Genomic DNA, 24,984 nt, shown 5'->3' on the forward strand with positions numbered 1-24,984 from the left:
TCTCCCCCTAATCCTTGGTTCCCGCACGCCAGCGCAGGCCCCAGCCGAAGCGCTGGTCCAGCTTTTCCTGGTCGCGGACATATTCGACGAGGCGCGTGGCCTTGAGCCGCCCGCCGTCATTTTCGAGCATGACGATGCCGCAGAGCCGCTGGTCGTTGCGGCCTTCGCTCAGCCGCACCTCGATCGGCGGCTGGTCAGGCATGGTGACGAGCACCACGCCATCGGTCTTCTGCCAGTTGGGCGCGCCGTCATAGATGTTGGCGAAGACGCAGACGCGCTTCAGCTCATGCCAATGCGCGCCGTTGATCCGCAAAGTCTCGCCGTCGCTGACATCGCCGGTGCGGTCGTCGCCGGACAGTTCGATGTACGGCGGATAATCGAAATCGCCGAACACATTGCCGAGCGCCTGGACCACACCTTTGCGGCCATCGGCGAGCTCGAACAGGCAGCCGAGGTCAAGATCGACGGCGCTGCCCGCGAACCACCCCCGGGCGCGGGACCAGTTCAGATTGATCGTGATCTCGCCGAACGAGCTGCCCTTCTTCTCCAGGCTGACCGTCGGGCTGTGCTTTTCGAGCGTGACCTTGCTGAGGCTAACGCGAGTAGGGGAGGGCGGAGCAGGCGCCGGGGCGGGCTCTGCGCTCTCCGCTACGTCGATGCCGAAGGAGCGGGCGAGGGGCGCAAGGCCGCCGTTGAAGCCCTGGCCGACGGCGCGGAACTTCCACTGGCCCTGGCGGCGGTAGAGTTCGCCGAACACCATCGCCGCTTCGCGCGCGCCGGACAGAGCGGGGGAAAAGCGCAAAGGGCTGTCTCCCGCGACGGCGATATGGGCGTCCTGCAGCATCGCCATGGTCTGGTTGCGGGCGACGGCTTCGTTGATCGTGGCGCAGAAGACGATCTTCTCGATAGAGTCCGGCACGCGACCGAGCTGGACGTCGAAGCGGCCGGGCCCGTCGGCGGAAAAGCGCACCGCGCCGTCGCCGCCTTCCGGCTGGTTGTAGAAGATCATGTCCTGGTCGCCGCGGACCTTGCCCGATGCGGTCAGCAGTTAGGCGGACGCGTCGGCCTCAAGGCCGGCAGGCGCGCGCCAGCCGAAGCTGACGATCGCTTGACTGCCGGAGACCGGCGCATTCGCCCCCTGCTGCAGGTCCATCAGAGCGCCGCCTGGATCTGCGGCATCATGTCGTGGAAGGTGCGACCGTTGGTGCGGTTGCCGATGGCGGTGAACTCCCAGCCGCCATTCGCGCGCTTCAGCCGCGCCATGACCTGGCCGGTGTGCGAGCCGGCGCCGGTCAGGTCGTAACGGACCAGCTCCTTGCCCCCGGAGCTGTCGACCACCCGGCAATAGGCATTGTCGATGCGGTCGAAGGTGTCGCCGCGAAAGCTGTTGACCGTGAAGATCAGCGCCTGGACGGAGGCGGGCAGGCGTGTCAGGTCGACATTGATCGTCTCGTCGTCGCCGTCTCCGGCACCGGTCAGATTGTCTCCACTATGGACAATGCTGCCATCGTCGCTCGCAAGCTGGCGGAACCAGACCTGGTCGACCAGCTCTCCCGATCCGTTGAACAACAGGCAAGAGGCGTCCAGGTCGATATCGCCGCCGCCGCCGCCGAACAGGCCGCCGAGCAGGCCCTTGGGCTTGCGCACGTCCCAACCCAGCCCCATCGCAACCTGCGTCAATGCCCCGCCGCCGCTCTTTTCCAGGCGAACAGTTTGACCCTTTTGCAGACTGACCATGTGCCCCTCCCGATGGCCACGGGGCGGCGCATCGGACCCCCGCCCGCTCCGTGACTCGGCGCTAAGCATGCCGAGGGGAGGGCGCCGCGATAGGCTGAACATGGTCCATTTCGGATGCATTCGTGCGCCGCCGAAACTCGGCGGAAGCCCTTGATCCAGCTTATGCTTGTCGTTCTGCGGGAATGGGGGAGGGGCAGCGATCATGAGCGGAACGGACGCCGTCGCGCGCCTGAAGCAGTTGCTCGACTATGTAGCGGCGACAGAGCGGGACAAGCTCGCCATTCCGACCGACGTCGCGGGCGAGAAAGGCTTTCGCATCGCCGGATCCGAGCTGATGATGCTGCCGGGCGTCCAGCTCAATGGCGGCGGTGAGGGCGATCCGCTCTGGGTGCGGGTGGAGCGGCTCACCAAGGTAAAGCCGCCGCGCCTGGCCGATGCCGAACTCGGCCTCTGGGCGGATGTGGCGGATGACCCCGACCGCAAGCCTGCGCTGAAGAGCGAAGTACCGATCGCGGTGCTGCGGGCTGCCGGACTGATCGAAGGCTCGCCCGTGGCTGGCGAACCGGCGTCCATGCCTCTGAACGCCTATCCGGGGCTGGAGAGGCTGAGGCGTCACCTAGACGCGTTCGTGCGTGAAGTGTGGACGCCCTGGGCCGACGAGGAGCGGGCGCGGCGACGGTCCATTAAGCTTTACAACGACCTGTTCGCGCTCCGGCTGGCGCTCGACGGCAGCAGCGACACGCCGGCTGAATTGGTCTGCGGCATCGGCATGGCCGAGTGGAAGCGCCCGCTGGGCCGGCTCTCCTACCCGCTGCTGACCGTGCAGCTGGAAGTCTCGATCGAGGAGGCGAGCCATGCGATCGAGCTGCGCCCACGCAGCGAATCGCCGCCGGGCGTCGAAAGCGACACGCTCGACAAGCTGGACATCGCCGGTGTCGACGAATGGCGCCGCTTCACCATTCCCTATCTGGAGGGGCTTGAAAGCGGCCTTTCCCCCTTCGCGGCCGACGGCTTCGATCCCGTGTTGCGCAAGGCAGTGCAGCTGCTCGACCCAAGCGGCGTCTATCTGCCCGATCTGCGCGAGGGGCAGCAGCCGGACCCGGACTCGCTCCACGTCGGACCTTCCTGGCTGATCTCTCGCGTGCGCGCCGGGCGACACAGGTGATGGCAGACCTGCAGCGCTTAACGGATGCGGTTGCCGAGGTGAACGACTCGGAAACGCTTCCCGGCGCGGTTCTGGCCGTCGTCAGCGATCCCAGCGATGCCATTCCTGATGAGACGCCAAAAGCGTTTCGCGGCGTGTCCACCGTGCCAGGTGTCACCACTTCGGATGGAACCGGTGCCGACCTCTATTTTCCCAAGCCGTTCAATGCCGAGCAGGTCGAGGTCATCCAGCGGCTGGAAGCCCGTGCGGGCGTGGTGGTGCAGGGTCCGCCGGGCACGGGCAAGACCCACACCATCGCCAATGTCGTCAGCCACTATTTGGCCCTGGGCAAACGCGTGCTGGTCACCTCGCAGAAGGCGCCGGCGCTGCGCGTCCTTCGCGACAAGCTACCGCTGGGCGTCCGGCCGCTTGCGGTCAGCCTGCTCGACAGCGACCGGGAAGGGCTGCAGCAGTTCCAGGAGTCGGTGAACGAGATCGCCGCCCGGCTGCAGCGGATCAAGCCGCGGGAGGCGCAGCGCCAAATCGCCGAACTTCAGTCGCGCATCGACCGCATCCATGCCGAACTCGCCGCGCTCGACCGCAAGGTCGATCAGCTCGGCCGCGAGGGACTGAGCTCGGTCGAGCTGGACGGGCGGCGTGTCGCTCCGGTGGAGGCGGCACGGACGCTGGCCGCAGCCGGCGATCTCCCGTCATGGTTCGACGATGCGCTGGACGTGATCCGCTCGCACGACCCGAGCTTCTCCGACGAGGACATCGCTGAGCTTCGGGAGGCGCGAAAGGAGGTCGGCGAGCGGATCGCATATGTGGGCGCGACGCTGCCGCCGCCGGAGGCGCTGCCCTCGCCAGACGCCATCGAGCAACTCCATGAGGATCTGAGCGAAGCAGAGCAGCTCGAGCGCGCCATCTCGCCGCCCGAGCGTCTAGCTGATGGCACCACGGCGGAGGCGCTGGCGCTCGGTGCATCGCGGCTCGATGCTGCCGCGGATGCGCGAAGCCGGGCCGAAGAGCACGGTTTCGACTGGCTGGATAAAGCTTTGGCATTGCTACGGCGGAGCCGGCGGGATGTGGCGCTCGAAGCGATCGAAGGCCTTGCGCCGCGGATCGAAGCGTTATGCGAGGAGGCCCGGCACTTCCTCACCCTGCCGGTGACGCTGCCGGAAGGGTCGGACGAGCGCGAGTTTCGCGATCCAATCGCCAATCTCGCCGTGCGCGGTGAGCTTGGCATCTTCACTTCACTTTTCGCGCGTCAGGTGAAGCAGCGCCTCGGGGCGGTCCGCATTGCCGGCCGAGTGCCGAACAGCGCCGCGGATTGGACCGAAGTGAAGCGTTATCTGGAAGCCGGCGATGCCGCGCGCGAGCTGGTCTCGGTCTGGAACCATGCGGCATCCGCCTCGATCCTCTCGCCTGTCAGTGACAATGGGCTGCGCAGTGCCGAGCAGATGAAGGCGCAGCTGGAGGCACTGGCGCTTGCCCGTGCGGCGGTCGAGTGTGAGCGGGAGGCGGAGCGCGCCATGTCGGCACTGCTGCCGCACTGGAGCAAGCCGGTCGCGTCTGGCCTCGAAGATGTCCGCGCCATCATCGATCGGCATCTTCGCCGCACGCGACTGGCGGAAGGACGCCGCCGGTTGGCGGCCGTACAGGGAGATCTGGCTGCTCTGCCGGGCATGCTCGGCGATCGTTTCCGCACCCTTGCCCACGACTGCATCGGTCGGGTGGGTGAGACGGCCGCCGATGTGAGCCGCGAGTGGCGGCTAACGGTCGAGGAATTGGGCGAGCTGCGCCGGATGGCGCCGGCCTTCATGACGATCGCATCGATCACGCGCGAGATCGAGGAAAGCGGCGCCCCGCGCTGGGCCCGGAAACTGCGCGAGACACCGGTCACCGGCGTCGAGGACGCTCTCACGCCCGGCGATTGGCGCGAGCGCTGGCGGCTGCGGCGACTTGCCACGTGGCTGGACCGGATCGACGCGCATGACCGCATCCGCGCTCTTGCCGCCAAGCGCTCCGAACTCGAGATGCAGCTCGCCCGCGCCTATGAAGAGGTGATCGAGGTGCGTACCTGGTGCGCGCTCGCCGAAAAGGCGACGGACCAGGTGCGGGCCGCGCTCACCTCCTATGCTCAGGCGATGCGGAGGATAGGGCGGGGCACCGGCATCAGGGCAGCGCGCTATCGCCAGGATGCCCGAGCCGCCGCCGATCGCGCCAAGAACGCTTTGCCGTGCTGGATCATGCCGCACTACCGCGTCTCGGAGTCGCTGCCGGCCGAACTCGGGCTGTTCGACCTTGTGATCGTCGACGAGGCGTCGCAATCGACCATCGCCGCCCTACCGGCGCTGCTGCGGGCAAAGCAGGTGCTGATCGTCGGCGACGACAAGCAGGTCAGCCCGGATGCGGGCTTCCGCAGCGAAGACAAATTGATCGAGCTGTCGCGCCGCTATCTCGGTGGCCAGGTCGAGGATTTCCGTGCGGCGCTGCGCGAGGACAAGTCGCTGTACGATCTCGGCTCGGTCGTGTTCGCGGGCGGCGCGATCATGCTGAAGGAGCATTTCCGCTGCGTTGCGCCGATCATCGAATTCTCGAAGGCGCAGTTCTACGATCACAAGCTGCAACCGCTGCGCCTCCCTTCGGCGTCGGAGCGGCTCGATCCGCCGCTGGTCGACATCTTCGTCGAGGACGGTGCCCGCAGCGGTGACGTCAACCGGGCGGAAGTGGCCTGCATTCTGGACGAGATCGGCCGCATCGCCGTCGACCCGCTGATGGGGAAGCGAACGATCGGCGTCACTACCTTGCTGGGCCAGAAGCAGGCCATGCTGATCACCGAAGCGATCGAGCAGGAGTTGGGGCCGGAGGTCATGCTGCGCCACGACATTCGGGTGGGCGATCCCTCCGCCTTCCAAGGCGGCGAGCGCGACATCATGTTCCTTTCGATGGTCGTGGGCGCCAAGCCGGGCGCTTTGTCCGGACTGGCCTTCGAACAGCGGTTCAACGTCGCCGCCTCACGCGCGCGGGACCGCATGGTGCTGGTGCGGTCGGTCGAGCCCGAAGAACTCAGCCAGGCGGACAAGCTCCGGCGCGCCCTTATCCAGCATTTCCGCGCGCCGTTCGCCGCCGACACCAAGCTGAACGAGGACAGGCGCAAGCGCTGCGAGTCACCGTTCGAAGAGGAGATGTTCGATTTGCTGGTCGCACGCGGCTACCGGGTCGATACGCAGGTGCCGGTCGGCCATAAGCGGATCGACCTGGTCGTCGAAGGCGGCGAGGACCGGCGGCTGGCGATCGAATGCGATGGCGACGCCTATCATGGGCCGGATCGCTGGCCCGACGACATGGCGCGGCAGCGGATGCTCGAACGCGCTGGCTGGACCGTGTGGCGCTGCTTCGCCTCACGTTTCGTGCGGGACCGGGACGTCGTGATGCAGGAGCTGATCGAGACCCTGGACGCGCTCGGCATCGTGCCGATGGCCACCGACCAGGCGCCGCCGAGCCGGTTCACCGAACAGCGGACCTGGCGCGCGGTCTATGAAGATGAAGCGGGCGAACCGGTGCCCTATGCCTGGCTGGTGCCTGCAGACCCGTTCGAAACACTGTTGCCGGTGGCTGCGGAGTAGGTCCAAGTTTCCAGTCGTTCCCCGGCGGAGGCCTGGGTCCAGCTCCGCCGAACTCTGGGCCCCGGTCTTCGCCGGGGAACGCGCTGCCGCTCTGTTTTCTCTCAGCGCAGCAACGTCTCCGAGACTCAGCAGAAGCCGCCGGTCTGCGCAACCTTGGACCACCCGTTCGACTGCGCAAGCACTACCAACTCATCGCCTTGTTTGAGCCTGGTCAGCACCGCACCGGTTCGAGGCTCCGCACGGCAGTTGACGGCTGAGCCGGAGACGGTGCGGGTGGGGAAAGCTGGACTGGTGACGGGAACTGGGTTCGCGATTGCCGGCCCCGCTGATTCGCTATCGAGACTGGCGATGCAGCTGCCGATCAGCAGTAACGCGGCGATGATCACGATCCAGCCGAGAACCGCCGAACCCGTCGCCGGGACCCCGGGTTCGCTGCCGCTGGCAGAACCGGAGAAGCGCCGGACCGGCGTCGTATAGCTAAGGCCCGTGCCAGGGATGCCGAATGTCGAGCGAACGCCGCGGCGGCTGATGTTCATCGTCGCGCCACGTCCGCCGATGCTCGTGCTGATTCCGCGTGTGCTGAAGTTGAGCCTGACGCCGGGTAGCAGCTTGACCGAACGGCGAAAGCGAAAGCCCATCTGTGATCCCCCAGCAGCCCAGACTGGCCCGTCGCCGGCCGCGGCGCCAGAGCCATTCACTCCAAAATGGACTTTGCGAGGTCCCGCATCCGGCGCAGACCCGTTCCGATGCATTTGGAGCGGGTGAGGGTCTGGGCGTGTGCGATCAAGCGCGACATCGGCGCCTTGTGGCTGGCAGCGCGAGACCCGCGCCTACCCTGGTTTGCCAAAGCGGTGGCGGCAATGGTCGCTGCCTATGCCTTGTCGCCGATCGACCTCATCCCTGATTTCATTCCCATTCTCGGCTATGTCGACGATCTGCTGATCCTTCCGCTTGGGATCATGGTGGCCGTCAGGCTCATCCCCGCGGCCGTGTTGGCGGAGCTGCGTGAGCAGGCGCTGGAGCGGCCTGGACCGTCGAAGCTTGGGCTCGCATTTATTATCGCAACGTGGCTGGCAGCAGCCGGGCTGGCCGCCTGGCTGCTCTACCCAAGCTGAAGGCCCGGGATCCTACCGTCGTTCGGCGTCGATGGCGGCCTTAATCCGCTGGACGAACTCGGCGCGGGCGACGGACAGGTCGCGGCCGGTGGCGCGGGGCCATGCGCTCGAGAGGGCGATGACAAGCCGGCGGCTCGGATCGACATGGATCATCTGGCCGAAAATGCCCTGGGCCTGGAACGAGCCTTCGGGCTCGATCCACCATTGATAGCCATAGCCACGGCCGCTTCCGATTGGCGACCACGCCTTGGTCGCGTCCGCAAACCAGCCTTCAGGCACCACGCCCTTGCCGCCGCCGAGCGCGAACAGGCCGATACGGGCATAGTCCCGAAGAGAGGCCGAGAGGCAGCAGCCGCCGATATTTTGGCCTGACTGATCGATCATCCAGAACAGCGGCCGCTCCATGCCGAACGGGCGCCAGATCTTCCCTTCGGCATAGTCGGTCAGGCTCTTGCCCGTGACCTTGGTGACGAGCACGCCGATCAGGTTGGTCTCGCCGGTCTTGTAAACCCATTTGCTGCCGGGCGCCGCCTCGCGCGTCAGGGTGCGGAGATAGGCGACGGTGGGATCAACGCCGGACGGCACGGGTTTGGCATACATCCGCGCGACGTCGGAGTTCGGGTCGGTATAGTCCTCGTTCCATTTGACGCCGGAGGTCATGGTCAGCACCTGGCGGACCGTGACGCCCTCATAGGCGCTGCCGGCCAGTGCGGGGATGTAGCGGGTGACCGGATCGTCGACCGACTTGATGAAGCCGTCGCGAACGGCTGCGCCGACCAGGGTGGAGGTGAGCGACTTCGCCACGGAGAAGCTGGTGTACCGGCCCTTCCGCGAATAACCTCGGGCATAACGCTCCAGCCTGATGCGGCCGTCCTGCACTATGATAAGCCCCGCTGTGTTGTTCGCCGCCATGAAGGTCTCGACGCCTTCGAGCCGAAGCGGCTTGCCGGCGCGGAGCGGGATGGGCCGGCGCGGCGCCTGAGCGATCGTGCCGGGGAAGAGCTTCTCCATCGCCGGAAAGTTGCGGTCGCGCTGGGCTTGATCCCAGAACAATATCTCGCCACCAGCCTGGCGGATGCGGTCCGAATTGTCGGCGGTGAGCTTGACCGGCCCTTGCCTCTGCGCCGGCGCGGGGCCGCAGGCGAGCAATGTGGCCGCGGCAAGCAGCACCAACTTCCTCATCTCACTCCCCCTTGATCAGCGTGACTTGCGCGACGCGGATGCCGCCGCCGCGAAAGCCGCCTTCACAGTACATCAGATAATAGCGCCATAGATTGACGAAGCTTTGGTCGAAGCCAGCCGGCAGCCGTCCCTCGGCGGCGGCCAAGTCAAAGCGCTCGCGCCAACGCTTGAGCGTCTCGGCATAATGGAGGCCGAAGTCGCGCTGGTCGGTCCAGCTGAGGCCGGCGGCTTCGGCGATGCGGCGGAAGCGGCTTTCCGACAGCAGCATGCCGCCCGGAAAGACATAGGTCTGGATGAAGTCGGCGCTCGCGGCATAATCCTCGAACAGCGCATCCTCGATCGCGATATACTGGATGGCAGCGCGTCCGCCGGGCCTTAGCGCGGCCGCGATCGTCTGCAGATAGGCCAGCCACCAGCGCTGGCCGACGGCTTCCACCATCTCGACGCTGGCAATCGCGTCATACTGCTCGCGCACCTCGCGATAGTCGCGCAGCTGGATGCGTACGCGACCGGCAGCGACGTTGCAGCGGTTGAGATCGAGCGCATGGTCCCGCTGCTCTTCTGACAGGGTCAGCGCGGTGACGTTGGCGCCATATTCGTCGGCGGCGATATCGGCGAGCGTGCCCCAGCCGCAGCCAATCTCCAGCAGGTGCTGGTCCGGCTTCAGCTCGAGACGGTCGAGCAGTGCGCGGACCTTGTTGAGCTGAGCATAGGCGAGCTCCTCGTCGGCACTGATCGGCTCCTGGAAAAGCGCGGACGAGTAGGTCATCGTCTCGTCCAGCCACTCGGCATAGAAGTCGTTGCCGAGATCGTAGTGGTAGGCGATGTTCTTGCGGGCGCGGCTCGGTGAATTGTCGCGCAGCCAGTGGCGCAGCTTCTTCGTCCAGCGGCTGAGGCCCCGTGCACGCGCCGCATCACCAAGCGTTACGGCATTGCGCATGAACAGGTCGAACAGAGGCACCGGATCGGGGCTCGACCATTCGCCCGCGGCCCAGCTCTGATACCAGCCGACCGACCCGTCGCGTGAGAGGCGGATCAGCGCCCGCCAGCTCTTCAGCTCGACTTCGCAGACGGGTCCCGCGCCCCGGCCGCCGAGAATTCGGTAGCTGCCATCGGGCAGCCACGCCTCGATCGCGCCCTGATGAAGCCCGGCGTCGATGCGGTCGAGCGCGCGGTGAAAGGGCGCGGCGACCATCCTCATCCAGAAGCCGTTCGAAGGCTGTCCGGAGCGGAATTGCCGGCCGCGATCGGGCGGGTGAGCCGTCATGCGGTGGAGACTAGCGGAGCGACCGCGCCGCCGCCAGCGCCCGCTCCCGCGCCTCGCGGTGACCGATCAGCTTTTCGGGATAGCCGGCGACCGGCTCCGGCGGGTCGTGGATGTGGGCGTCGGGAAGATGCGCCAGTTCCGGCACCCAGCGGCGGATATAGTCTGCGGCGCCGAATTTCTCCGACTGGACGAGCGGGGCCATAATGCGAACGAACTGGCTCGAGTCGACGCCGGTGCCGGCGACCCATTGCCAGTTGACGCTGTTGTTACCGTAGTCGGCGTCCACGAGCGTGTCCCAGAACCAGCGCGCGCCTTCGCGCCAATCGATCAGCAGGTGTTTGACGAGGAAGGACGCGGCGATCATCCGAACGCGGTTGTGCATCCAGCCGATGGACCAGAGCTGGCGCATGCCGGCATCGACGATCGGATAGCCGGTGCGGCCTTGCTGCCAGGCGCGCAGATCGGCTTGGGCGGCCTTACCGGTTCTCCACGGGAACCGATCGAAGGTGTCGCGGCCGTGTTGGGCCGAATAGTCAGGTGATCGGGCGATCACACCGGTGGTGAAGTCGCGCCAACCGAGTTCGCTGCGAAAGGTGTCGAGTCCTGCGCCTGCTTGATCCAGACGGTGCCACACCTGAGCGGGGGGGATCTCGCCAAAGTGCAGGTACGGTGAGAGTTGCGAACTGCCGGGCTCCGACGGCAGGTTGCGTGCCTCGTGATAGCGCCCGACCTTGTCGGCGAAGCTGTCGAGTGCGTCCTGCGCCCCCGTCTCGCCGGGTGCCCAGAACTCGTCGAACTTCGATGCCCAGTTGGGCCGCACGGGAAGCAGCCCCCAATCGTCGAGCGCATCGCTCTTCGGCCAGTGCTCGGGCGCTGGAATGCGCTCCGGAGCGGGGAGTGGCTCGGCCGGCGGCATCATCGCCGAGAGAGCGCGCCAAAAGGGCGTGTAGATCTTGAAGAAACCGCCGCTACCGGTCCGCACTGCATCGGGCGGAGCAAGCTGGTTACCGTCGTGCAGCACCAGCTCAAGCGTCGCCGCCAACTCCCGTTCCGCCTCAAGCCACCAGGGTTCATAGTGGCGGAGAGCGTGGACCGAGGCGGCGTGGGCCTCCGCTGCCACCTGCGCGACGACCTCCGCTGCACGCCCCCGCCGCAGGATTAGCCTGGACCCTTTCGCCCGCAGTGCCCGATCGAGCGCAGCAAGGCTATGGTGCAACCACCAACGCTGCGCACCACCGATCCGCCACTGATCGGGCGTCTCGTCATCTAGCACGTAGAGCGGGATGACAGGCCCTTGCTCAGCCGCCGCAATCAGCGCCGCCTGGTCTGCCAGCCGCAGATCCTGCCGCAGCCAGAGGATGGTCGCGGTGTCCCTCAGATTTCTCTCCAGAAAAGGTTGTTCTCACAAAGAGCACGAAGGGCACGAAGGTTCATCGGTGCTCGGCAAAATAATCGTTCGCCACGCGCCGGCAGCCTTCCTTGAAGGTCTCCGCTCCACAGTTCATCAGCAGCCCGAGCGGAAGCCTCATCAGCCTCAGATAGGTTAGCACTTGTTTTGTGTGGACCGGGGCAATCCGTTCGGTTGATTTCAGCTCGATCAAAAGTGTGTTCTCGACCAGCAGGTCGGCTCGGAAACCGGCATCCACCTGAACACCGTCATAGTAGATTGGGATCGTTCGCTGTCTCTCTATAGCCAGACCTCGCATGCGAGGTCATGAGCCAGGCATGCTTCGTATGCGGCCTCCAGCAGGCCCGGACCGAGCGTCTGATGAAGCTTCAGCCCACAATCGACGGCGACGCGCGCTAAACCCTCAACGTCGCGCATGATCGCTTCGTGCCCTTTGTGCTCTTTGTGAGAACAACCTTTTCTTCAGATCTCGTGGGGCTGTTTTTCGACCATCCAGGTTTGCCCCTTCGCTACGAGCTTCTGCAGGTCGGGCTTCTTGCCCTCGGCGGCGGCGCGTTCCTGTTCGACGACGGCGCGTTCGAAGGTGGGGCGGGGGTGGTTGTAGATGACGCCCAGGGCGACCGGGAAGCCGGCCGACTGTTCCATGTCGATCAGCATCTGGGCGATGCCCTTGTTGGTCTGGTCGTGCACGATCACGCCCGCGCCTTGCCAGTCGCCGTCCGCCACTTCGACGACTTCGAGTCGGAGTTCGTCGCGGTTGAGGCTCAAGCCCCGCGTACCGTTCGCGAACAGCATCGGGGCGCCATGCTCCAGCCACAGCTGCGCGTTCGCGGCATTCGCCTTCTCGGTGAAGGGCGCGAATACGTCATCGTTGTAGACGATGCAGTTCTGGAAAATCTCGACGAAGCTCGCTCCCTTGTGCGCGTGTGCGGCCTTGAGCACCGCCGGCAGGTTCTTGTGCACGTCGATGCCCCGTCCGATGAACCGCGCGCCCGAGCCGAGCGCAAAGCTGCAGGGGCTCGCCGGCCGGTCGACCGAGCCGAACGGCGTGGAGGGCGAGCGGGTGCCGACGCGGCTGGTCGGCGAATATTGGCCCTTGGTGAGGCCGTAGATCTCGTTGTTGAACAGCAGGATCTGACAATCGAGATTGCGGCGGAGCAGGTGCATCGTGTGGTTGCCGCCGATCGAAAGCGCGTCGCCGTCGCCGGTGATGATCCACACGTCGAGTTCCGGATTGGCCAGCTTGATGCCGGTCGCGAACGCCGGCGCCCGGCCGTGGATCGTGTGGAAGCCGTAGGTTTCCATGTAATAGGGGAAGCGGCTGGAGCAGCCGATGCCCGACACGAACACCGTCTTGGCCGGATCGGCGCCGATTTCCGGCATTGTCCGCTGCACGGCCTTCAGGATCGCATAGTCTCCGCAGCCCGGGCACCAGCGGACTTCCTGGTCCGTCTCCCAGTCTTTGATGGTCGTCTTGATGGGAGTCATGTCGTTCATCGGATCACCCGAACTTCATAAAGGTAACAAAGGTCACGAGACGTGACGTGTGCGACACGTGAAGATCGTGAACCTTCACGCCAGCGCCCGTTCGATAGCGTCTTCAATCTCCGAGATGCGGAACGGCTGGCCGGAGACCTTGTTCAGTGGCTTGGCGTCGACAAGGAACTGGTCGCGCAACACGGTTTTCAGCTGGCCGGTGTTCATCTCGGGCACGAGGATACGCTCATAGCCCTTGAGTAGGACACCCAAATTCCTCGGCATCGGCCAGATGTGGCGCATGTGGATGTGATGAACGTCGCGGCCGCGCATGCGCTGGCGGCGGACGGCCTGGTGGATGGGGCCAAAGGTCGAGCCCCAGCCGACGATCGCGAGCTTGCCGCCTTCCTCGCCCAATGTGACTTCCTGGTCCGGAATGTCGTCGGCAATGCCCAGCACCTTCTCGGAACGCAAGTCGGTCATCAGCTGGTGGTTGGCGGGCGAGTAATCGATGTTGCCGGTGAGATTGGCCTTCTCGATGCCGCCGATCCGGTGGAGCAGACCGGGCGTGCCGGGTTTGACCCAGGGGCGGGCGAGCTTCTCGTCACGCGCATAGGGCTGGAAGCCACCTTCGGGCGCTTGTTCCAGGAACTGGACGGGAAAGGGCGTGTAGCCGCTCATGTCGGGCACGCGCCAGGGCTCGGCGGCGTTCGCGATATAGCCGTCGGTCAGCAGCATGACCGGCGTCATGTAGCGCGTTGCGATACGCACAGCCTCGATCGCACAGTCGAAGGCGTCGGCGGGCGAGCGGGCGGCGATCACCGGCATCGGCGCATCGCCATTGCGGCCATAGACGGCCTGGTAGAGGTCGGATTGCTCGGTCTTGGTGGGCAGGCCCGTAGAGGGGCCGCCGCGCTGCGAATTGACGATTACCAGCGGCAGCTCGGTGATGATCGCCAGGCCCATCGCCTCGCCCTTCAGCGCAATGCCGGGACCGGACGACGACGTGACGCCGAGTTTGCCCGCATAAGACGCGCCGATGGCCGAGCAGATCGCCGCGATCTCGTCCTCCGCCTGGAAGGTGGTGACGTCATATTCCTTCAGCCGCGACAGATGGTGGAGGATCGCGGAGGCCGGCGTGATAGGATAACCGCCGAAGAACATCGGCAGCCCGGCAAGCTGCGCGCCCGCGACGAGGCCGAGCGAGATGGATTCAGCGCCGGTAACGGTGCGGTACAGCCCGGGCTCCGCAGGCGCGGCGGCGATATGGTGCTGCTTGAGCGGGCCCGCGAGTTCGGCGGTCTCGCCATAGGCATGGCCGGCATTGAGCGCGGCGATGTTCGCTTCGGCGAGCGTCGGCGCCTTGGCGAACTTTTCCTTGAGCCATTGGATCAGCGGCTCGCGATCGCGGTCGAACATCCAGAGCGCCAGACCCAGCGTCCACATGTTCTTGCAACGCAAGGCTTCCTTGTTGCCGAGCCCGAACGGCTTCACGGCGTCGAGGGTCAGCTGCGAGATGTTGAACTTGAGCAATTGCCAACGGCCGAGGCTGTCGTCCTCAAGCGGGTTGGTCTCATAGCCGGCCTTGGCGAGGTTGCGGGCGCCGAACTCGCCTTCGTCGGCGATGATCAGCCCGCCGTCCTTCAGCTGGTTGACGTTCACCTTCAGCGCGGCAGGGTTCATCGCCACCAGCACGTCGGGCGCGTCGCCGGCGGTCTCGATGTCGGTCGAGCCGAAGTTGATCTGGAACGCGGAGACGCCGAAGGTCGTGCCCTGCGGCGCTCGGATCTCGGCGGGGAAGTCGGGGAAGGTCGCGAGATCGTTGCCGGCGAGTGCGGTCGAGAGCGTGAACTGGCCGCCCGTCAGCTGCATGCCGTCGCCGGAGTCGCCCGCGAAGCGCACGACCACGCTTTCGGCAGGCGGGTGTGCGCTCGCCTCCTCGTGAGTAAGCTGATGGGCGGCTGTGGCCATTGTGTCTGTCCTACGCTGTCAGAGCGGGCGAGGTAGGTCGCCGGGGCTATCGGGCCAATGTAGAAAATCTGCGGCCAAGCGCAATCAAGCTTCGAACATCGCCTCATAAAGAGTGGTGATCGTGCTGGCATGACGCCTTGCGATCACCGCCTTGTCCAGTCCATAGCCGCCGCCTGGCGTGCTCGCGAGGGGGATGCCGTGGCGGCGGGCGAGGGTGGCTACGAAGCGGTCGCGCTCTGTTAGCCCCTCGTCAGTGAGCGCGAGGCGGCCGAGCCTGTCGTCGGCATGCGGGTCGACGCCGCCCTGGTAGAGGATCAGGTCCGGGCGAACCCGCTCCATCATGGGTGGCAGGGTCGTGGCGAGGGCCTCCAGATAGGCCTGGTCGCCTGTACCGTCAGGGAGCGGCACATCCAAGGACGAGCGCGCCTTCCGTGCGGGGAAGTTCTTTTCGGCATGGATCGAGTAAGTAGCGGCAGCCTCCCGGCCCGCGAGGAGAGAAGCGGTGCCGTCGCCCTGATGCACGTCGACATCGACGATGAGGACACGCCGTACGTCCCCGTCCGCGAGCAGCCGATGCGCGGCGAGGGCGAGATCGTTGAACACGCAATAGCCGGCGCCCGTGTCGTGTAGCGCATGGTGGCTGCCGCCGGCCGTGTTCGCGGCATAGCCATGTTCCAGCGCCAGCCTCGCCGCCAGCCAGGTGCCGCCGGGCGTCAGCTGGGCACGGCGAGAGACGAGCTCCGTCACCGGAAAGCCGATGCGGCGCTCCTTCTCGGGCGGCACGGCAGAAGCGAGCACCTCGGCGACATAGGCGGGATCATGCACGGCATCGAGCCAGTTACGCGGCATCGGCTCCGGCTGGTGACGCTGCTGAGGTGCGGGGAGCCCGTCCAGCTCTTGGATCAGAAGATGATATTTGCTCGCCGGAAATCCACCTGACGGCGGCGGCGCAGTGAGATAGCCTGGGTGATGAACGATATGGAGCATCAAAGGTGAGCCTAGCCTTTCGGCGGAGCAGCGACGAGGAGCGGGAGAGCTCGACGATCAAGCTGCAGATCATGGCGGGTGGGAGCTTCCGCAAGGCGCGCTCGCTGGCCTTGATCCTCGCTGTCATGGCCGCTCAGCCTGGTGAAACAAGCCCGCTGTCGAAGGAACAGCTGATCCGCAGCGCCCAGTCGGGCGACCGGGAGGCCGCGTTCGTGCTCGGAAGAGCCTATAAGCTTGGAGACGGCGTGCCGCTCGACACCAGCGAAGCGGCGCGCTGGCTGACAAAGGCGGCGCAGCTCGGTCATGAGCGCGCAGGCGCCGAACTCGGACTGGTGCTGTATCAGGACGGTAAGGGGCAGGAGGCGCTGCCCTGGCTGCGGCCGGCGGCGGAGCGCGGCGACGCCCGCGCGCAATATGCGCTGGGGACGATCTATTTTGCGGGCAAGATCGTGCCGGGTGATCCCGCTCAGGCGAGACTCTGGATGACGCGGGCCGCCAAGTCCGGTCTGCCGGCGGCGATCGAGGCTCTGGCGGTCATGAAGAGCGCTTCGGCTGCGGAGCCGGAAGTTCGGCGTCCTTACGAGATCGTCACCGTCGCGCCGGTCAAGCCGGGAGTTCCGAAGCCAGCAATCCAAGTCGATTCGGTGAGGTCGTCTTGGCAGGTGCAGCTCGGAGCCTTTTCAGTGCCCGCCAATGCTCAGCGGATGTGGCGGACCATCAAGGGGGAAACACAGGCGCAGTTGCACGCTTCCTTCCCGAAAGACGGAGCATTGACCCGGCTCCGCATCGAACCATTCCCTTCCCGTACGGCCGCAAGGCGCTTTTGCGCGGAGCAGCGCCGGCGCAATCGCGACTGCCTGGAAGTCCGCAGGAGAGGCTGATTATCGGCCGCGGCGCTTGCCGCGTCGTGCGAGCATGGGCAGCAGGAACAGATAGACGCCGGTGCCGGCCATCAGCAGCAACACCAGGCCCGATCCAAACGAGAAGAGATATTTGGCCCAGCCGCCGAGGAAGCTGAAATCGTGAATCGTCTCCAGCCAGTCGGAGGTGCGGTAGCCGACCTGCAGCGCGCGGCCGGTCGCAAGGTCCACCTGAACTTCGGTGCGGTCGTGGAGGATGACCTTGGCAATGCCATCGCCAGGACGGATGTCGATCCGCTCCACTTCCTGCCAATCGACGCCGCCATAGCGCGGCACCGTCCGAACCGCGGCAACCAGATCGGCGACCGGCCGCGACAGGTCTCCCGGACGCGTCCCGTCGCGCGTCGGCGGCTGCAGCGCCGCGACATCCTTCTTGAGCGCCAGCGTCGCACCGGTGAGCGCGATCAGGAAGATGGTCAGGAAGAGGGGCAGCGACGCCCAATAATGAATCTTGCGGAACAGGCGGGCGGCGGACACGCGCGACGCCTAACAGAGCCGGGCAAAGGGCGGAAGTGACGGGACCGCATAGGCCGTTGGCCAGGAATATCCTCTGACGCCCAAACGTCAGGTGGGGACCATATGGATCGGACCAGGGTCCGGCCAGGGACAGCCCCCGAGGATTCGTAATCGGCCCAGGGATAATGCTGAGGCTCGCACCAAGCAGTACCCGTCGCCTTCAATCTAGGCGCTGGCGGCCCGGCTCTCAAGATGTTCGGCAAGTGTTTCGACCCGGCTGGCGAGCTGCTCGACGGCGCCGGCCAGCGCCGCGTCGGCGTCTTCGGACAGTGGCGCATGGGAAGCGTTGCGCATGTCCTGTAACTCGTCCGCCAGCAGCAGTCCGGCGATCAGCAGCTGCCGCGCCTCGTTGACCCCGCCGACCGCGGCGCGCGCCTGGTTCGCCTTTTCGTCGAACAGGCGGGCGAGATGGCGGAGCTGCTCTTCCTCACCGTCCCGGCAGGCTACGTCATAGCGGCGCCCGCCGACTTCGATCGTCACTTCGGCCATCTTCCCCCCGCGATCAGCTTCGGCTTCAGGCTGTGCCCGTCAGCCGGTCGATGGCTCGGATCGCTTCCTGCGCCCGCTCCCTCAGTCGCGCGTGCCGCTGCGCCAGCCGGGCGAACTCAGGGTCCGGCTTGGCGGCGACGCGCTCGGACGCGCGCTCGACCCGGACGAGCGCAGCGTCGAGCCGCTTGATTGCCTTGGCGAGCCGATCATTTGCCACGGAATCTTAACTAGCACGGATAAGCTCCGGCGCAAACTTGGCGGCTAGCCCAGCGGTTGACGCACCGCAGCGAAGGACGCAAAGCACCCGCGCCTGGACGCGACTCAAGCGTTCGTTCCTTCACGTCCCCGGGACCGCACATGACCGTTTCGCACGATCAGCTCGCCAATGCGATCCGCGCCTTGGCCATGGATGCAGTCGAAGCGGCGAACTCGGGTCACCCCGGCATGCCGATGGGCATGGCCGACGTGGCGACCGTGTTATTCACGGAATATCTGAAGTTCGATTCCGCAGAGCCCGGCTGGGCCGATCGCGACCGCTTCGTGCTGTCGGCGGGTCATGGATCGATGCTGATCTACGCGCTGCTGCACCTGACCGGCTATGCGCGGCCGACCATCGAGGACATCCGCAATTTCCGCCAGCTGGGTTCGCCTTGCGCCGGACACCCCGAGAATTTCGAGCTGCCTGGTGTGGAGTGCACGACAGGGCCGCTGGGACAGGGCTTTGCCATGGCGGTCGGCATGGCCATTGCCGAGCGTCATCTGAACGCGACCTTCGGCGACGATCTGGTCGATCACCGCACCTGGGTGATCGCCGGCGACGGGTGTCTGCAGGAAGGCATCAACCACGAAGCTGTCGGCCTTGCCGGGCATCTGGGGCTTGGCCGGCTGATCGTCTTCTGGGACGATAACCGCATTACCATCGACGGCGGCACCGAGCTGTCGACCAGCGAGGACATTGGCGCGCGCTATCAGGCGTCGGGCTGGCATTTCGTCGCCTGCGACGGCCATAATCCGGCGGACATTCGTCGCGCGATCGACGAAGCGCTGGCCGATCCGCGGCCGTCGCTGATCGGCTGCCGCACGATCATCGGCAAGGGCGCTCCGAACAAGCAGGGTACTTCCAAGACGCACGGTTCGCCGCTGGGTGCCGAGGAGGTCGCGGCCGCGCGCCAGACGCTCGGCTGGACCGACGAGCCATTCGTGGTGCCCGAGCCGATCCGCGACGCCTGGTTGCAGGCGGGCAAGCGCGGGGAAGCGGTCCGGAGCGAATGGACCGCGCGCCTAAGCGGGCATTCCCAGCGCGACGAGTTCGAGCGGCGGATGCGCGGCGGCCTTCCGGGCGGCGACGAAAAGCGCAATGCCTATCTCGAGAGCCTGCTCGCCAACCCGCAGAAGGTCGCGACGCGGAAGGCGTCCGAGATGGCATTGGAAGCGATGACCGTCGTCATCCCCGAGTTGGTCGGCGGATCGGCGGACCTGACTGGCTCGAACAACACCAAGACGGCGGCAACCAAGCCGCTGACGCGCGACGACTATTCGGGCCGCTATCTCTATTACGGCATTCGCGAGTTCGGGATGGCGGCGGCCATGAACGGGATGGCGTTGCACGGCGGCGTCATACCCTATGGCGGCACATTCCTCGTGTTCGCCGACTATATGCGGAATGCCATCCGCCTCTCCGCCCTGCAGCGGGTGCGGGTGATCTACGTGCTGACGCACGATTCGATCGGGCTCGGCGAGGATGGGCCGACCCACCAGCCGGTCGAGCATCTGACCAGCCTCAGACTGATCCCCAACCTCCATGTCTATCGCCCTTGCGATGCGGTCGAGACGGCGGAATGCTGGTCGCTCGCGGTCCGGCGCAAGGATGGGCCGACGGTGCTCGCACTGAGCCGGCAGAACCTGCCCCAGCTTCGTACCAGCGGAAGAATGGAGGCAGCGAAGGGCGGCTATCGCCTGCAGCAGGCGGAAAAGCCGCGGCGCGTGGTGCTGATCGCAAGTGGTTCGGAAGTCGAGGTCGCGGTCAGCGTTCGGGAGCGCCTGGAAGCCGAAGGAGTCGGCGCGGATGTGGTGTCGATGCCGAGCTGGGAACTCTTCATGGCCCAGCCGGCGGAATATCGCGCGGAGCTGCTGCCAGCCGTCGCGCTCAAGGTCTCTATCGAGGCCGGAACGACTCTGGGCTGGGAACGGTTTACCGGGCCGGACGGCCTGAACTTCGGCATCGACGGCTTCGGCGCGTCGGCGCCCGCGGCCGACCTCTACAAGCATTTCGGGCTCGCCCCCGACTCGATCGCGCCCAAAGTCTTGGAGCGATTGAAACAAGGATGAGGCTTTTTCCCGTCCGGGCTGAGCCCGTCGAAGCCCTGTTCTTCTTTGCCGGGCGAAGAACAAGAACAGGCCTTCGACAAGCTCAGGCCGAGCGGAGTTGGTTTGGAGGAACGTGAATGACCGTCAGAGTTGCCATCAACGGATTCGGCCGCATCGGCCGCCTCGTCGCACGAGCGATGCTGGAGCGCGGCGGGAGTGAGCTGGAGCTGGTCACGATCAACGACCTAGCCGATGCCAAATCGAACGCCTGGCTGTTCAAGCGCGACTCCGTGCATGGCAAGTATCCGGGCGAAGTGGCGGCCGACGGCAATGACCTGGTGATTGACGGCAAGCGCATCCGCGTCACAGCAGAGAAGGATCCGGCCAACCTGCCGCACAAGGACAATGGCGTCGATCTGGTGCTGGAATGCACCGGCTTCTTTACCGATCGTGCGGCGTGCGAGAAGCACATCGCGGCCGGCGCGAAGAAGGTGCTGATCTCGGCGCCGGGCAAGGGAGTCGACCTGACCGTCGTCTATGGCGTCAACCATGACAAGCTCGAGGCCGGGCACACGATCGTGTCCAACGCTTCCTGCACCACCAACTGCCTGGCGCCGGTCGCCAAGGTGCTGAACGATTCGATCGGCATCGAACGGGGCCTGATGACGACGGTCCACGCCTACACCAACGACCAGAAGATCCTCGACCAGATCCACTCCGACCTGCGCCGCGCCCGCGCCGCGGCGATGTCGATGATCCCGACCACCACCGGCGCCGCCCGCGCCGTCGGCGAGGTGCTGCCGGAGCTTAAGGGCAAGCTCGACGGCTCCGCCATTCGGGTGCCGGTGCCGGACGTGTCCCTGGTTGACCTGACCTTCACGCCCAAGCGCGACACGACGAAGGAAGAAGTCAATCAGCTGCTGAAGGCGGCTGCGGAAGGCGCGCTCAAGGGCGTGCTCGATTACACCGACGAGCCGCTCGTTTCGATCGACCTGATGCACACGCCAGCATCGTCGACTGTCGATAGCCTGGAAACCGCCGTGATCGACGGCAAGCTCGTCCGCGTCGTCAGCTGGTACGACAATGAGTGGGGCTTCTCCAACCGCATGGTCGACACGGCGACCGCGATGGCGCGCTTGGGGTAAAGATGCTGCCTACCTCGTCATTCCCGCGAAAGCGGGAACCCAATGGCTTATGACCGGAACGGAAGAGAAAGAGCTGGGTCCCCGCTTTCGCGGGGATGACGAAGCGAGTGCGGTTGGCACGCTCAAAGGTATCGCGCGCAAGGCGTATCCAGGCGCGCCCATGGAGGTGATCGAGCGGGCCTTTCTCTCGACCGCCATGGGCGTAACCGGCGACGCGCGGGGGATCGTCAAGAACGGCAAGAACAAGCGCCAGGTCTCGCTCATGGAGCTTGGCGACTGGCGAGCGGCGACGGCGGAGATCGGTGCAGATGTGCCCTGGCAGGAAAGGCGCGCAAATTTGCTGGTTGACGGCCTCGACCTGCCGCAGCGCGCCGGCGCCTTCATTCGCATCGGCGACACCGCACGCATCGAGACCACGATGGAATGCGATCCCTGCATCCGCATGGAACAGGTCGCGTCCGGTCTGATGGAAGCGCTGAAGCCCGACTGGCGCGGCGGCGTGCTGGGCCGTGTGCTGAGCGACGGGGAAATCCGGGTGGGGGACCCGATCATCATCGAAGGTGAGCAATGACCTACAAGACGCTCGACGACATGGGCGACATCCGGGGCAAGCGCGTGCTGGTCCGTGAGGATTTGAACGTGCCGCTCAACGAAGCCAAGGTGACGGACGATACAAGGCTGCGCGCCGCGGTGCCAACCGTGGCGGAGCTGTCCGACAAGGGCGCGATCGTGCTGGTGCTCGCCCATATTGGACGGCCCAAGGCGCCCGTGCCGGAATTCTCGACCGCGCTGGTGACCAAGCCGTTCGAGGCGGTGCTTGGGCGGCCGGTGCAATATGTCGACTGGGAAGATGCGGCCGCCGCCGTGGCGGACCTGCAGCCGGGCGACGTGGCACTTCTGGAGAATACCCGCTTCTTCGGCGGAGAGGAGAAGAACGATCCGGCGGTGATCGACCGGTTCGCGGCGCTGGGCGACCTCTACGTCAATGACGCCTTTTCGGCTGCGCACCGGGCGCATGCCTCGACAGAGGGGCTGGCGCACAAGTTGCCCGCCTTTGCCGGGCGGCAGATGGAGGCGGAGCTTGCCGCGCTCGAGAAGGCGCTGGGCAATCCCGAACATCCGGTCGCGGCGGTGGTCGGCGGAGCGAAGGTTTCGACCAAGCTCGACGTGCTGACGCATCTGGTCACCAAGGTCGATCATTTGATCATCGGCGGCGGCATGGCGAACACCTTCCTGGCGGCGCGGGGAGTGAATGTCGGCAAGTCGCTGTGCGAACATGACCTGACCGGCACCGCCGAGCAGATCCTCGAGGCGGCGGAGCGCGCCAACTGCACGGTGCATCTGCCGTACGACGTGGTGGTCGCGACCGAGTTCAGGCCGAACCCGCCGACGCGCACCGTCAACGTCCATAAAGTTGGCGCCGACGAGATGATCCTCGACGTGGGCCCCGCCGCAACCGAGGCGCTGGCGGACGTGCTGAAGACCTGCCGCACGCTCGTCTGGAACGGCCCGCTCGGCGCTTTCGAGACGCCGCCGTTCGACGCGGCGACGGTCAGCCTGGCCAGGACGGCGGCGGCGCTGACCCGGGAGGGATCGCTGGTGTCGGTCGCCGGCGGCGGCGACACGGTCGCGGCGCTGAACCAGGCCGGCGTGGCGGACGACTTTACCTTCGTGTCGACCGCGGGCGGCGCGTTCCTGGAATGGATGGAAGGCAAGGAACTGCCAGGAGTTGCGGCGTTGACCCCGTGATGTCGCATGCTTATGTTGAACATGTTTAACAGAGGCGAAGATGCTGGGGATCAGGCTTAGCGAAGATGCGGAGCGGCGATTGGCTCGTCATGCGCGTGAGGCCGGTCGGCCTAAGAGCGTCGTCGCGCGAGACTGGATTTTGGACCGTCTCGAACGTGAAGAGGTTGACGAGCAGATACGTCGCGCCGCAGCGCTCCATGCAGCGCATGCCACCGACGCAGATCGTCGAGTGGCGGAGGCGGCGAGCGATGCCTTTTCGCGGCTCCTTGACGCTGAGGACGGTGGGTATGATTGGGGTCCCGAAGGTCCACCGCCAGTACGATGAAGCGAGGTGACCTGATCCTTGTGCGGGAACCGAACACGCCGGCGGGCAAGCCGCGCCCCTATGTCGTCGTCCAGCGCGATAGTGCCCTCGACGCGCCGATCAGGGTGACCGGGTGCCCGCTTACGTCGCATTTGCGCGGTGCGGAGGGGCAGCGGCCCTTTGTCGCACCGACTGCCGCCAACGGCCTGCGCCTGCCGAGCGAGGTGCAAGTGGACCTTATCTACACCCACCCGGTCGAGCGCATCGATGGCGTGATTGGAAGCCTCGATGTCGCCACCATGCAGGCAATCGACATCGCCTTGCGCCGATGGCTGGCGCTCTAACAATCAACTCAGGGACGAACGACATGAACACTGCCGAGATGACTGCGAAAATCGCCGCGGGCAATGGCTTTATCGCCGCGTTGGACCAGAGCGGCGGGTCCACGCCCAAGGCGCTTAAGGGCTATGGCATCGAGGAAGGCGCCTGGTCGAGCGACGAGGAGATGTTCGCGCTGATCCACGACATGCGCTCGCGGATCATCAAGGCCGGGTGCTTCAACGGCGACAAGGTGATCGGCGCGATCCTGTTCGAGCGGACCATGGACGGCCAGGTGGACGGCAAGCCGGTGCCGCAGGCGCTGATCGAGAAAGGCGTGGTGCCCTTCATCAAGATCGACAAGGGGCTGGAGGCGGAAGCGAACGGCGTTCAGCTGATGAAGCCGATGCCGGAGCTGGACCAGTTGCTCACCCGCGCCAAGGGCCTGGGCGTGTTCGGCACCAAGGAACGGTCGGTGATCAACCTCGCCAACCGCGAGGGCATTGCCGCGATCGTCCGCCAGCAGTTCGAAGTCGGCCAGCAGGTGCTCGCCCACGGCCTGGTGCCGATCATCGAGCCGGAAGTGAACATCAAGAGCCCGGAGCGCGCCAAGGCGGACGAGATGCTGCGCGACGAGCTGCTGAAGGCGCTCGATGCGATGCCCGGTAGCGACAAGGTGATGCTGAAGCTGTCGATCCCGGCTCAGCCCGGACTGTTCGATGCGCTGGTCGATCATCCGCGCGTGCTTCGGGTGGTCGCACTATCGGGTGGCTTTGCCCGCCCTGAAGCCTGTGCCGAACTCGCCAAGAACCGCGGCATGATCGCAAGCTTCAGCCGCGCGCTGCTCGAGGACCTGCGCTACCAGATGAGCGACGAGGAGTTCGGCGCGTCGCTGGGCAGCGCCATCGACGAAATCCATCAGGCCTCAACCAACAAAAGCCTGGTCGACGCGTGAAGCTGGGCCGGGGGCTGCTCGGGCTGGCGGCCGTCCTGCTGCTGGCGACCGCGCTGTTCCACGGCAGCGGCGGCAGCATGGTGTCAAGCTGGCTCACCGGCCAGCGCGGCGAGATGCTGCAGGCGCTCTGGTATTTGCCGTCGCTCGACTGGCTGGTCGTTGCGCTGGTCTGGGCATTCGTTGCCGCTCGTCCCTCGGGACCGGCCGCGACGCTCGCCTTGATCCTGGCTCTGCTTCCGGCTGGCGCCGCCCTGCTCGTCAGCGGCGCGGTCGGCTGGGGCTTTCCCGGCGTCTGGATGCTGGCCGGGGCCGCAGTGCTCGGAGCGGCCGGCTCGGCCAAGCTCCGGAACGCACAAAGGTAACAA

Annotated in this window: 23 protein-coding genes and 1 pseudogene; 11 read left to right on the forward strand and 13 right to left on the reverse strand. The window is 65.9% G+C overall.

Annotated features, from left to right (window positions below):
* Positions 1-7: 7 nt before the first annotated feature.
* Positions 8-1,048, reverse strand: coding sequence for a TerD family protein (locus VGT77_RS06640; protein WP_327460922.1), 1,041 nt, complete (start codon positions 1,046-1,048; stop codon positions 8-10).
* Positions 1,049-1,152: 104 nt separating this feature from the next.
* Positions 1,153-1,737 carry a TerD family protein gene (locus VGT77_RS06645; protein ID WP_327460794.1) on the reverse strand — a complete coding sequence of 195 codons (585 nt, stop codon included), beginning with the start codon at positions 1,735-1,737 and terminating at the stop codon, positions 1,153-1,155.
* 202 nt (positions 1,738-1,939) lie between these two features.
* Here VGT77_RS06645 and VGT77_RS06650 point away from each other — a divergent pair, with 202 nt between their 5' ends.
* Both VGT77_RS06650 and VGT77_RS06655 read left to right on the forward strand, forming a co-directional pair.
* Positions 1,940-2,902 (forward strand): hypothetical protein, encoded by a 963-nt coding sequence (locus tag VGT77_RS06650; protein ID WP_327460796.1) that lies wholly within the window; start codon positions 1,940-1,942, stop codon positions 2,900-2,902.
* Positions 2,902-6,510, forward strand: a complete 3,609-nt coding sequence (locus VGT77_RS06655; RefSeq protein WP_327460798.1) for an AAA domain-containing protein — start codon at positions 2,902-2,904, stop codon at positions 6,508-6,510. Before VGT77_RS06650 ends, VGT77_RS06655 begins: the two co-directional genes overlap by 1 nt.
* A gap of 125 nt (positions 6,511-6,635) precedes the next feature.
* Here the strand turns inward: VGT77_RS06655 and VGT77_RS06660 are convergent, their stop codons facing one another.
* Complete coding sequence (locus tag VGT77_RS06660) at positions 6,636-7,148, reverse strand: DUF4236 domain-containing protein (RefSeq protein ID WP_327460799.1); 513 nt, start codon at positions 7,146-7,148, stop codon at positions 6,636-6,638.
* Between the two features lie 108 nt (positions 7,149-7,256).
* Between VGT77_RS06660 and VGT77_RS06665 the strand changes: the two genes are divergently transcribed.
* A complete protein-coding gene (locus VGT77_RS06665; RefSeq protein WP_327460801.1) occupies positions 7,257-7,625 on the forward strand; it encodes a YkvA family protein in 369 nt (122 codons plus the stop codon).
* 12 nt (positions 7,626-7,637) lie between these two features.
* Here the strand turns inward: VGT77_RS06665 and VGT77_RS06670 are convergent, their stop codons facing one another.
* The 7 genes and pseudogenes from VGT77_RS06670 to VGT77_RS06700 form a co-directional block, all read right to left on the reverse strand.
* The gene (locus VGT77_RS06670) at positions 7,638-8,807 is read right to left on the reverse strand and encodes a serine hydrolase domain-containing protein (RefSeq protein WP_327460803.1); all 1,170 of its coding nucleotides are present in this window, start codon (positions 8,805-8,807) and stop codon (positions 7,638-7,640) included.
* 1 nt (position 8,808) lies between these two features.
* Positions 8,809-10,074 (reverse strand): cyclopropane-fatty-acyl-phospholipid synthase family protein, encoded by a 1,266-nt coding sequence (locus tag VGT77_RS06675; protein WP_327460804.1) that lies wholly within the window; start codon positions 10,072-10,074, stop codon positions 8,809-8,811.
* Between the two features lie 10 nt (positions 10,075-10,084).
* Positions 10,085-11,464, reverse strand: a complete 1,380-nt coding sequence (locus VGT77_RS06680) for a cryptochrome/photolyase family protein (RefSeq protein ID WP_414713363.1) — start codon at positions 11,462-11,464, stop codon at positions 10,085-10,087.
* Positions 11,465-11,504: 40 nt separating this feature from the next.
* A pseudogene (locus VGT77_RS15605) lies at positions 11,505-11,899 on the reverse strand (GxxExxY protein).
* A 45-nt stretch (positions 11,900-11,944) separates the two neighbouring features.
* A complete protein-coding gene (locus VGT77_RS06690) occupies positions 11,945-12,979 on the reverse strand; it encodes a 2-oxoacid:ferredoxin oxidoreductase subunit beta (protein ID WP_327460806.1) in 1,035 nt (344 codons plus the stop codon).
* A 75-nt stretch (positions 12,980-13,054) separates the two neighbouring features.
* Positions 13,055-14,929, reverse strand: a complete 1,875-nt coding sequence (locus VGT77_RS06695) for a 2-oxoacid:acceptor oxidoreductase subunit alpha (protein ID WP_327460808.1) — start codon at positions 14,927-14,929, stop codon at positions 13,055-13,057.
* 84 nt (positions 14,930-15,013) lie between these two features.
* Positions 15,014-15,916, reverse strand: a complete 903-nt coding sequence (locus VGT77_RS06700) for a histone deacetylase (protein ID WP_327460810.1) — start codon at positions 15,914-15,916, stop codon at positions 15,014-15,016.
* Positions 15,917-15,921: 5 nt separating this feature from the next.
* On the opposite strand from VGT77_RS06700, the gene VGT77_RS06705 reads away from it, so the two are divergent.
* On the forward strand, positions 15,922-16,797 hold the full coding sequence (locus tag VGT77_RS06705; RefSeq protein WP_327460812.1) for an SPOR domain-containing protein: 876 nt from the start codon (positions 15,922-15,924) through the stop codon (positions 16,795-16,797).
* Here VGT77_RS06705 and VGT77_RS06710 read toward each other — a convergent pair whose 3' ends face one another.
* The 3 genes from VGT77_RS06710 to VGT77_RS06720 all read right to left on the reverse strand — a co-directional run bounded on the left by VGT77_RS06710 (position 16,798) and on the right by VGT77_RS06720 (position 18,058).
* Positions 16,798-17,313 (reverse strand): PepSY-associated TM helix domain-containing protein, encoded by a 516-nt coding sequence (locus VGT77_RS06710; protein ID WP_327460814.1) that lies wholly within the window; start codon positions 17,311-17,313, stop codon positions 16,798-16,800.
* A gap of 204 nt (positions 17,314-17,517) precedes the next feature.
* Positions 17,518-17,841 carry a cell division protein ZapA gene (locus VGT77_RS06715; RefSeq protein ID WP_327460816.1) on the reverse strand — a complete coding sequence of 108 codons (324 nt, stop codon included), beginning with the start codon at positions 17,839-17,841 and terminating at the stop codon, positions 17,518-17,520.
* A gap of 25 nt (positions 17,842-17,866) precedes the next feature.
* Positions 17,867-18,058: a hypothetical protein gene (locus VGT77_RS06720; protein ID WP_327460818.1), complete on the reverse strand. Its 192-nt coding sequence runs from the start codon at positions 18,056-18,058 to the stop codon at positions 17,867-17,869.
* Between the two features lie 140 nt (positions 18,059-18,198).
* Here VGT77_RS06720 and tkt point away from each other — a divergent pair, with 140 nt between their 5' ends.
* From tkt to VGT77_RS06755, 7 genes are all read left to right on the forward strand, one after another.
* Entirely contained in the window at positions 18,199-20,169 is a 1,971-nt protein-coding gene (gene tkt, locus VGT77_RS06725; RefSeq protein ID WP_327460820.1) for a transketolase, read from the forward strand.
* A gap of 116 nt (positions 20,170-20,285) precedes the next feature.
* Positions 20,286-21,293, forward strand: a complete 1,008-nt coding sequence (gene gap / locus VGT77_RS06730; protein ID WP_327460822.1) for a type I glyceraldehyde-3-phosphate dehydrogenase — start codon at positions 20,286-20,288, stop codon at positions 21,291-21,293.
* A gap of 49 nt (positions 21,294-21,342) precedes the next feature.
* Positions 21,343-21,864: an MOSC domain-containing protein gene (locus VGT77_RS06735; protein ID WP_327460824.1), complete on the forward strand. Its 522-nt coding sequence runs from the start codon at positions 21,343-21,345 to the stop codon at positions 21,862-21,864.
* On the forward strand, positions 21,861-23,042 hold the full coding sequence (locus VGT77_RS06740) for a phosphoglycerate kinase (protein WP_327460826.1): 1,182 nt from the start codon (positions 21,861-21,863) through the stop codon (positions 23,040-23,042). The genes VGT77_RS06735 and VGT77_RS06740 overlap by 4 nt, the downstream gene beginning before the upstream one ends.
* 321 nt (positions 23,043-23,363) lie before the next feature.
* Positions 23,364-23,690, forward strand: a complete 327-nt coding sequence (locus tag VGT77_RS06745; RefSeq protein ID WP_327460828.1) for a type II toxin-antitoxin system PemK/MazF family toxin — start codon at positions 23,364-23,366, stop codon at positions 23,688-23,690.
* 23 nt (positions 23,691-23,713) lie between these two features.
* Positions 23,714-24,619 carry a fructose bisphosphate aldolase gene (locus VGT77_RS06750; protein ID WP_327460830.1) on the forward strand — a complete coding sequence of 302 codons (906 nt, stop codon included), beginning with the start codon at positions 23,714-23,716 and terminating at the stop codon, positions 24,617-24,619.
* Complete coding sequence (locus VGT77_RS06755; RefSeq protein WP_327460832.1) at positions 24,616-24,981, forward strand: hypothetical protein; 366 nt, start codon at positions 24,616-24,618, stop codon at positions 24,979-24,981. The genes VGT77_RS06750 and VGT77_RS06755 overlap by 4 nt, the downstream gene beginning before the upstream one ends.
* The last annotated feature ends 3 nt before the right edge of the window (positions 24,982-24,984 follow it).

The sequence above is a fragment of the Sphingomonas sp. genome (assembly GCF_035944535.1).
Classification (GTDB): Bacteria; Pseudomonadota; Alphaproteobacteria; order Sphingomonadales; family Sphingomonadaceae; genus Sphingomonas_B.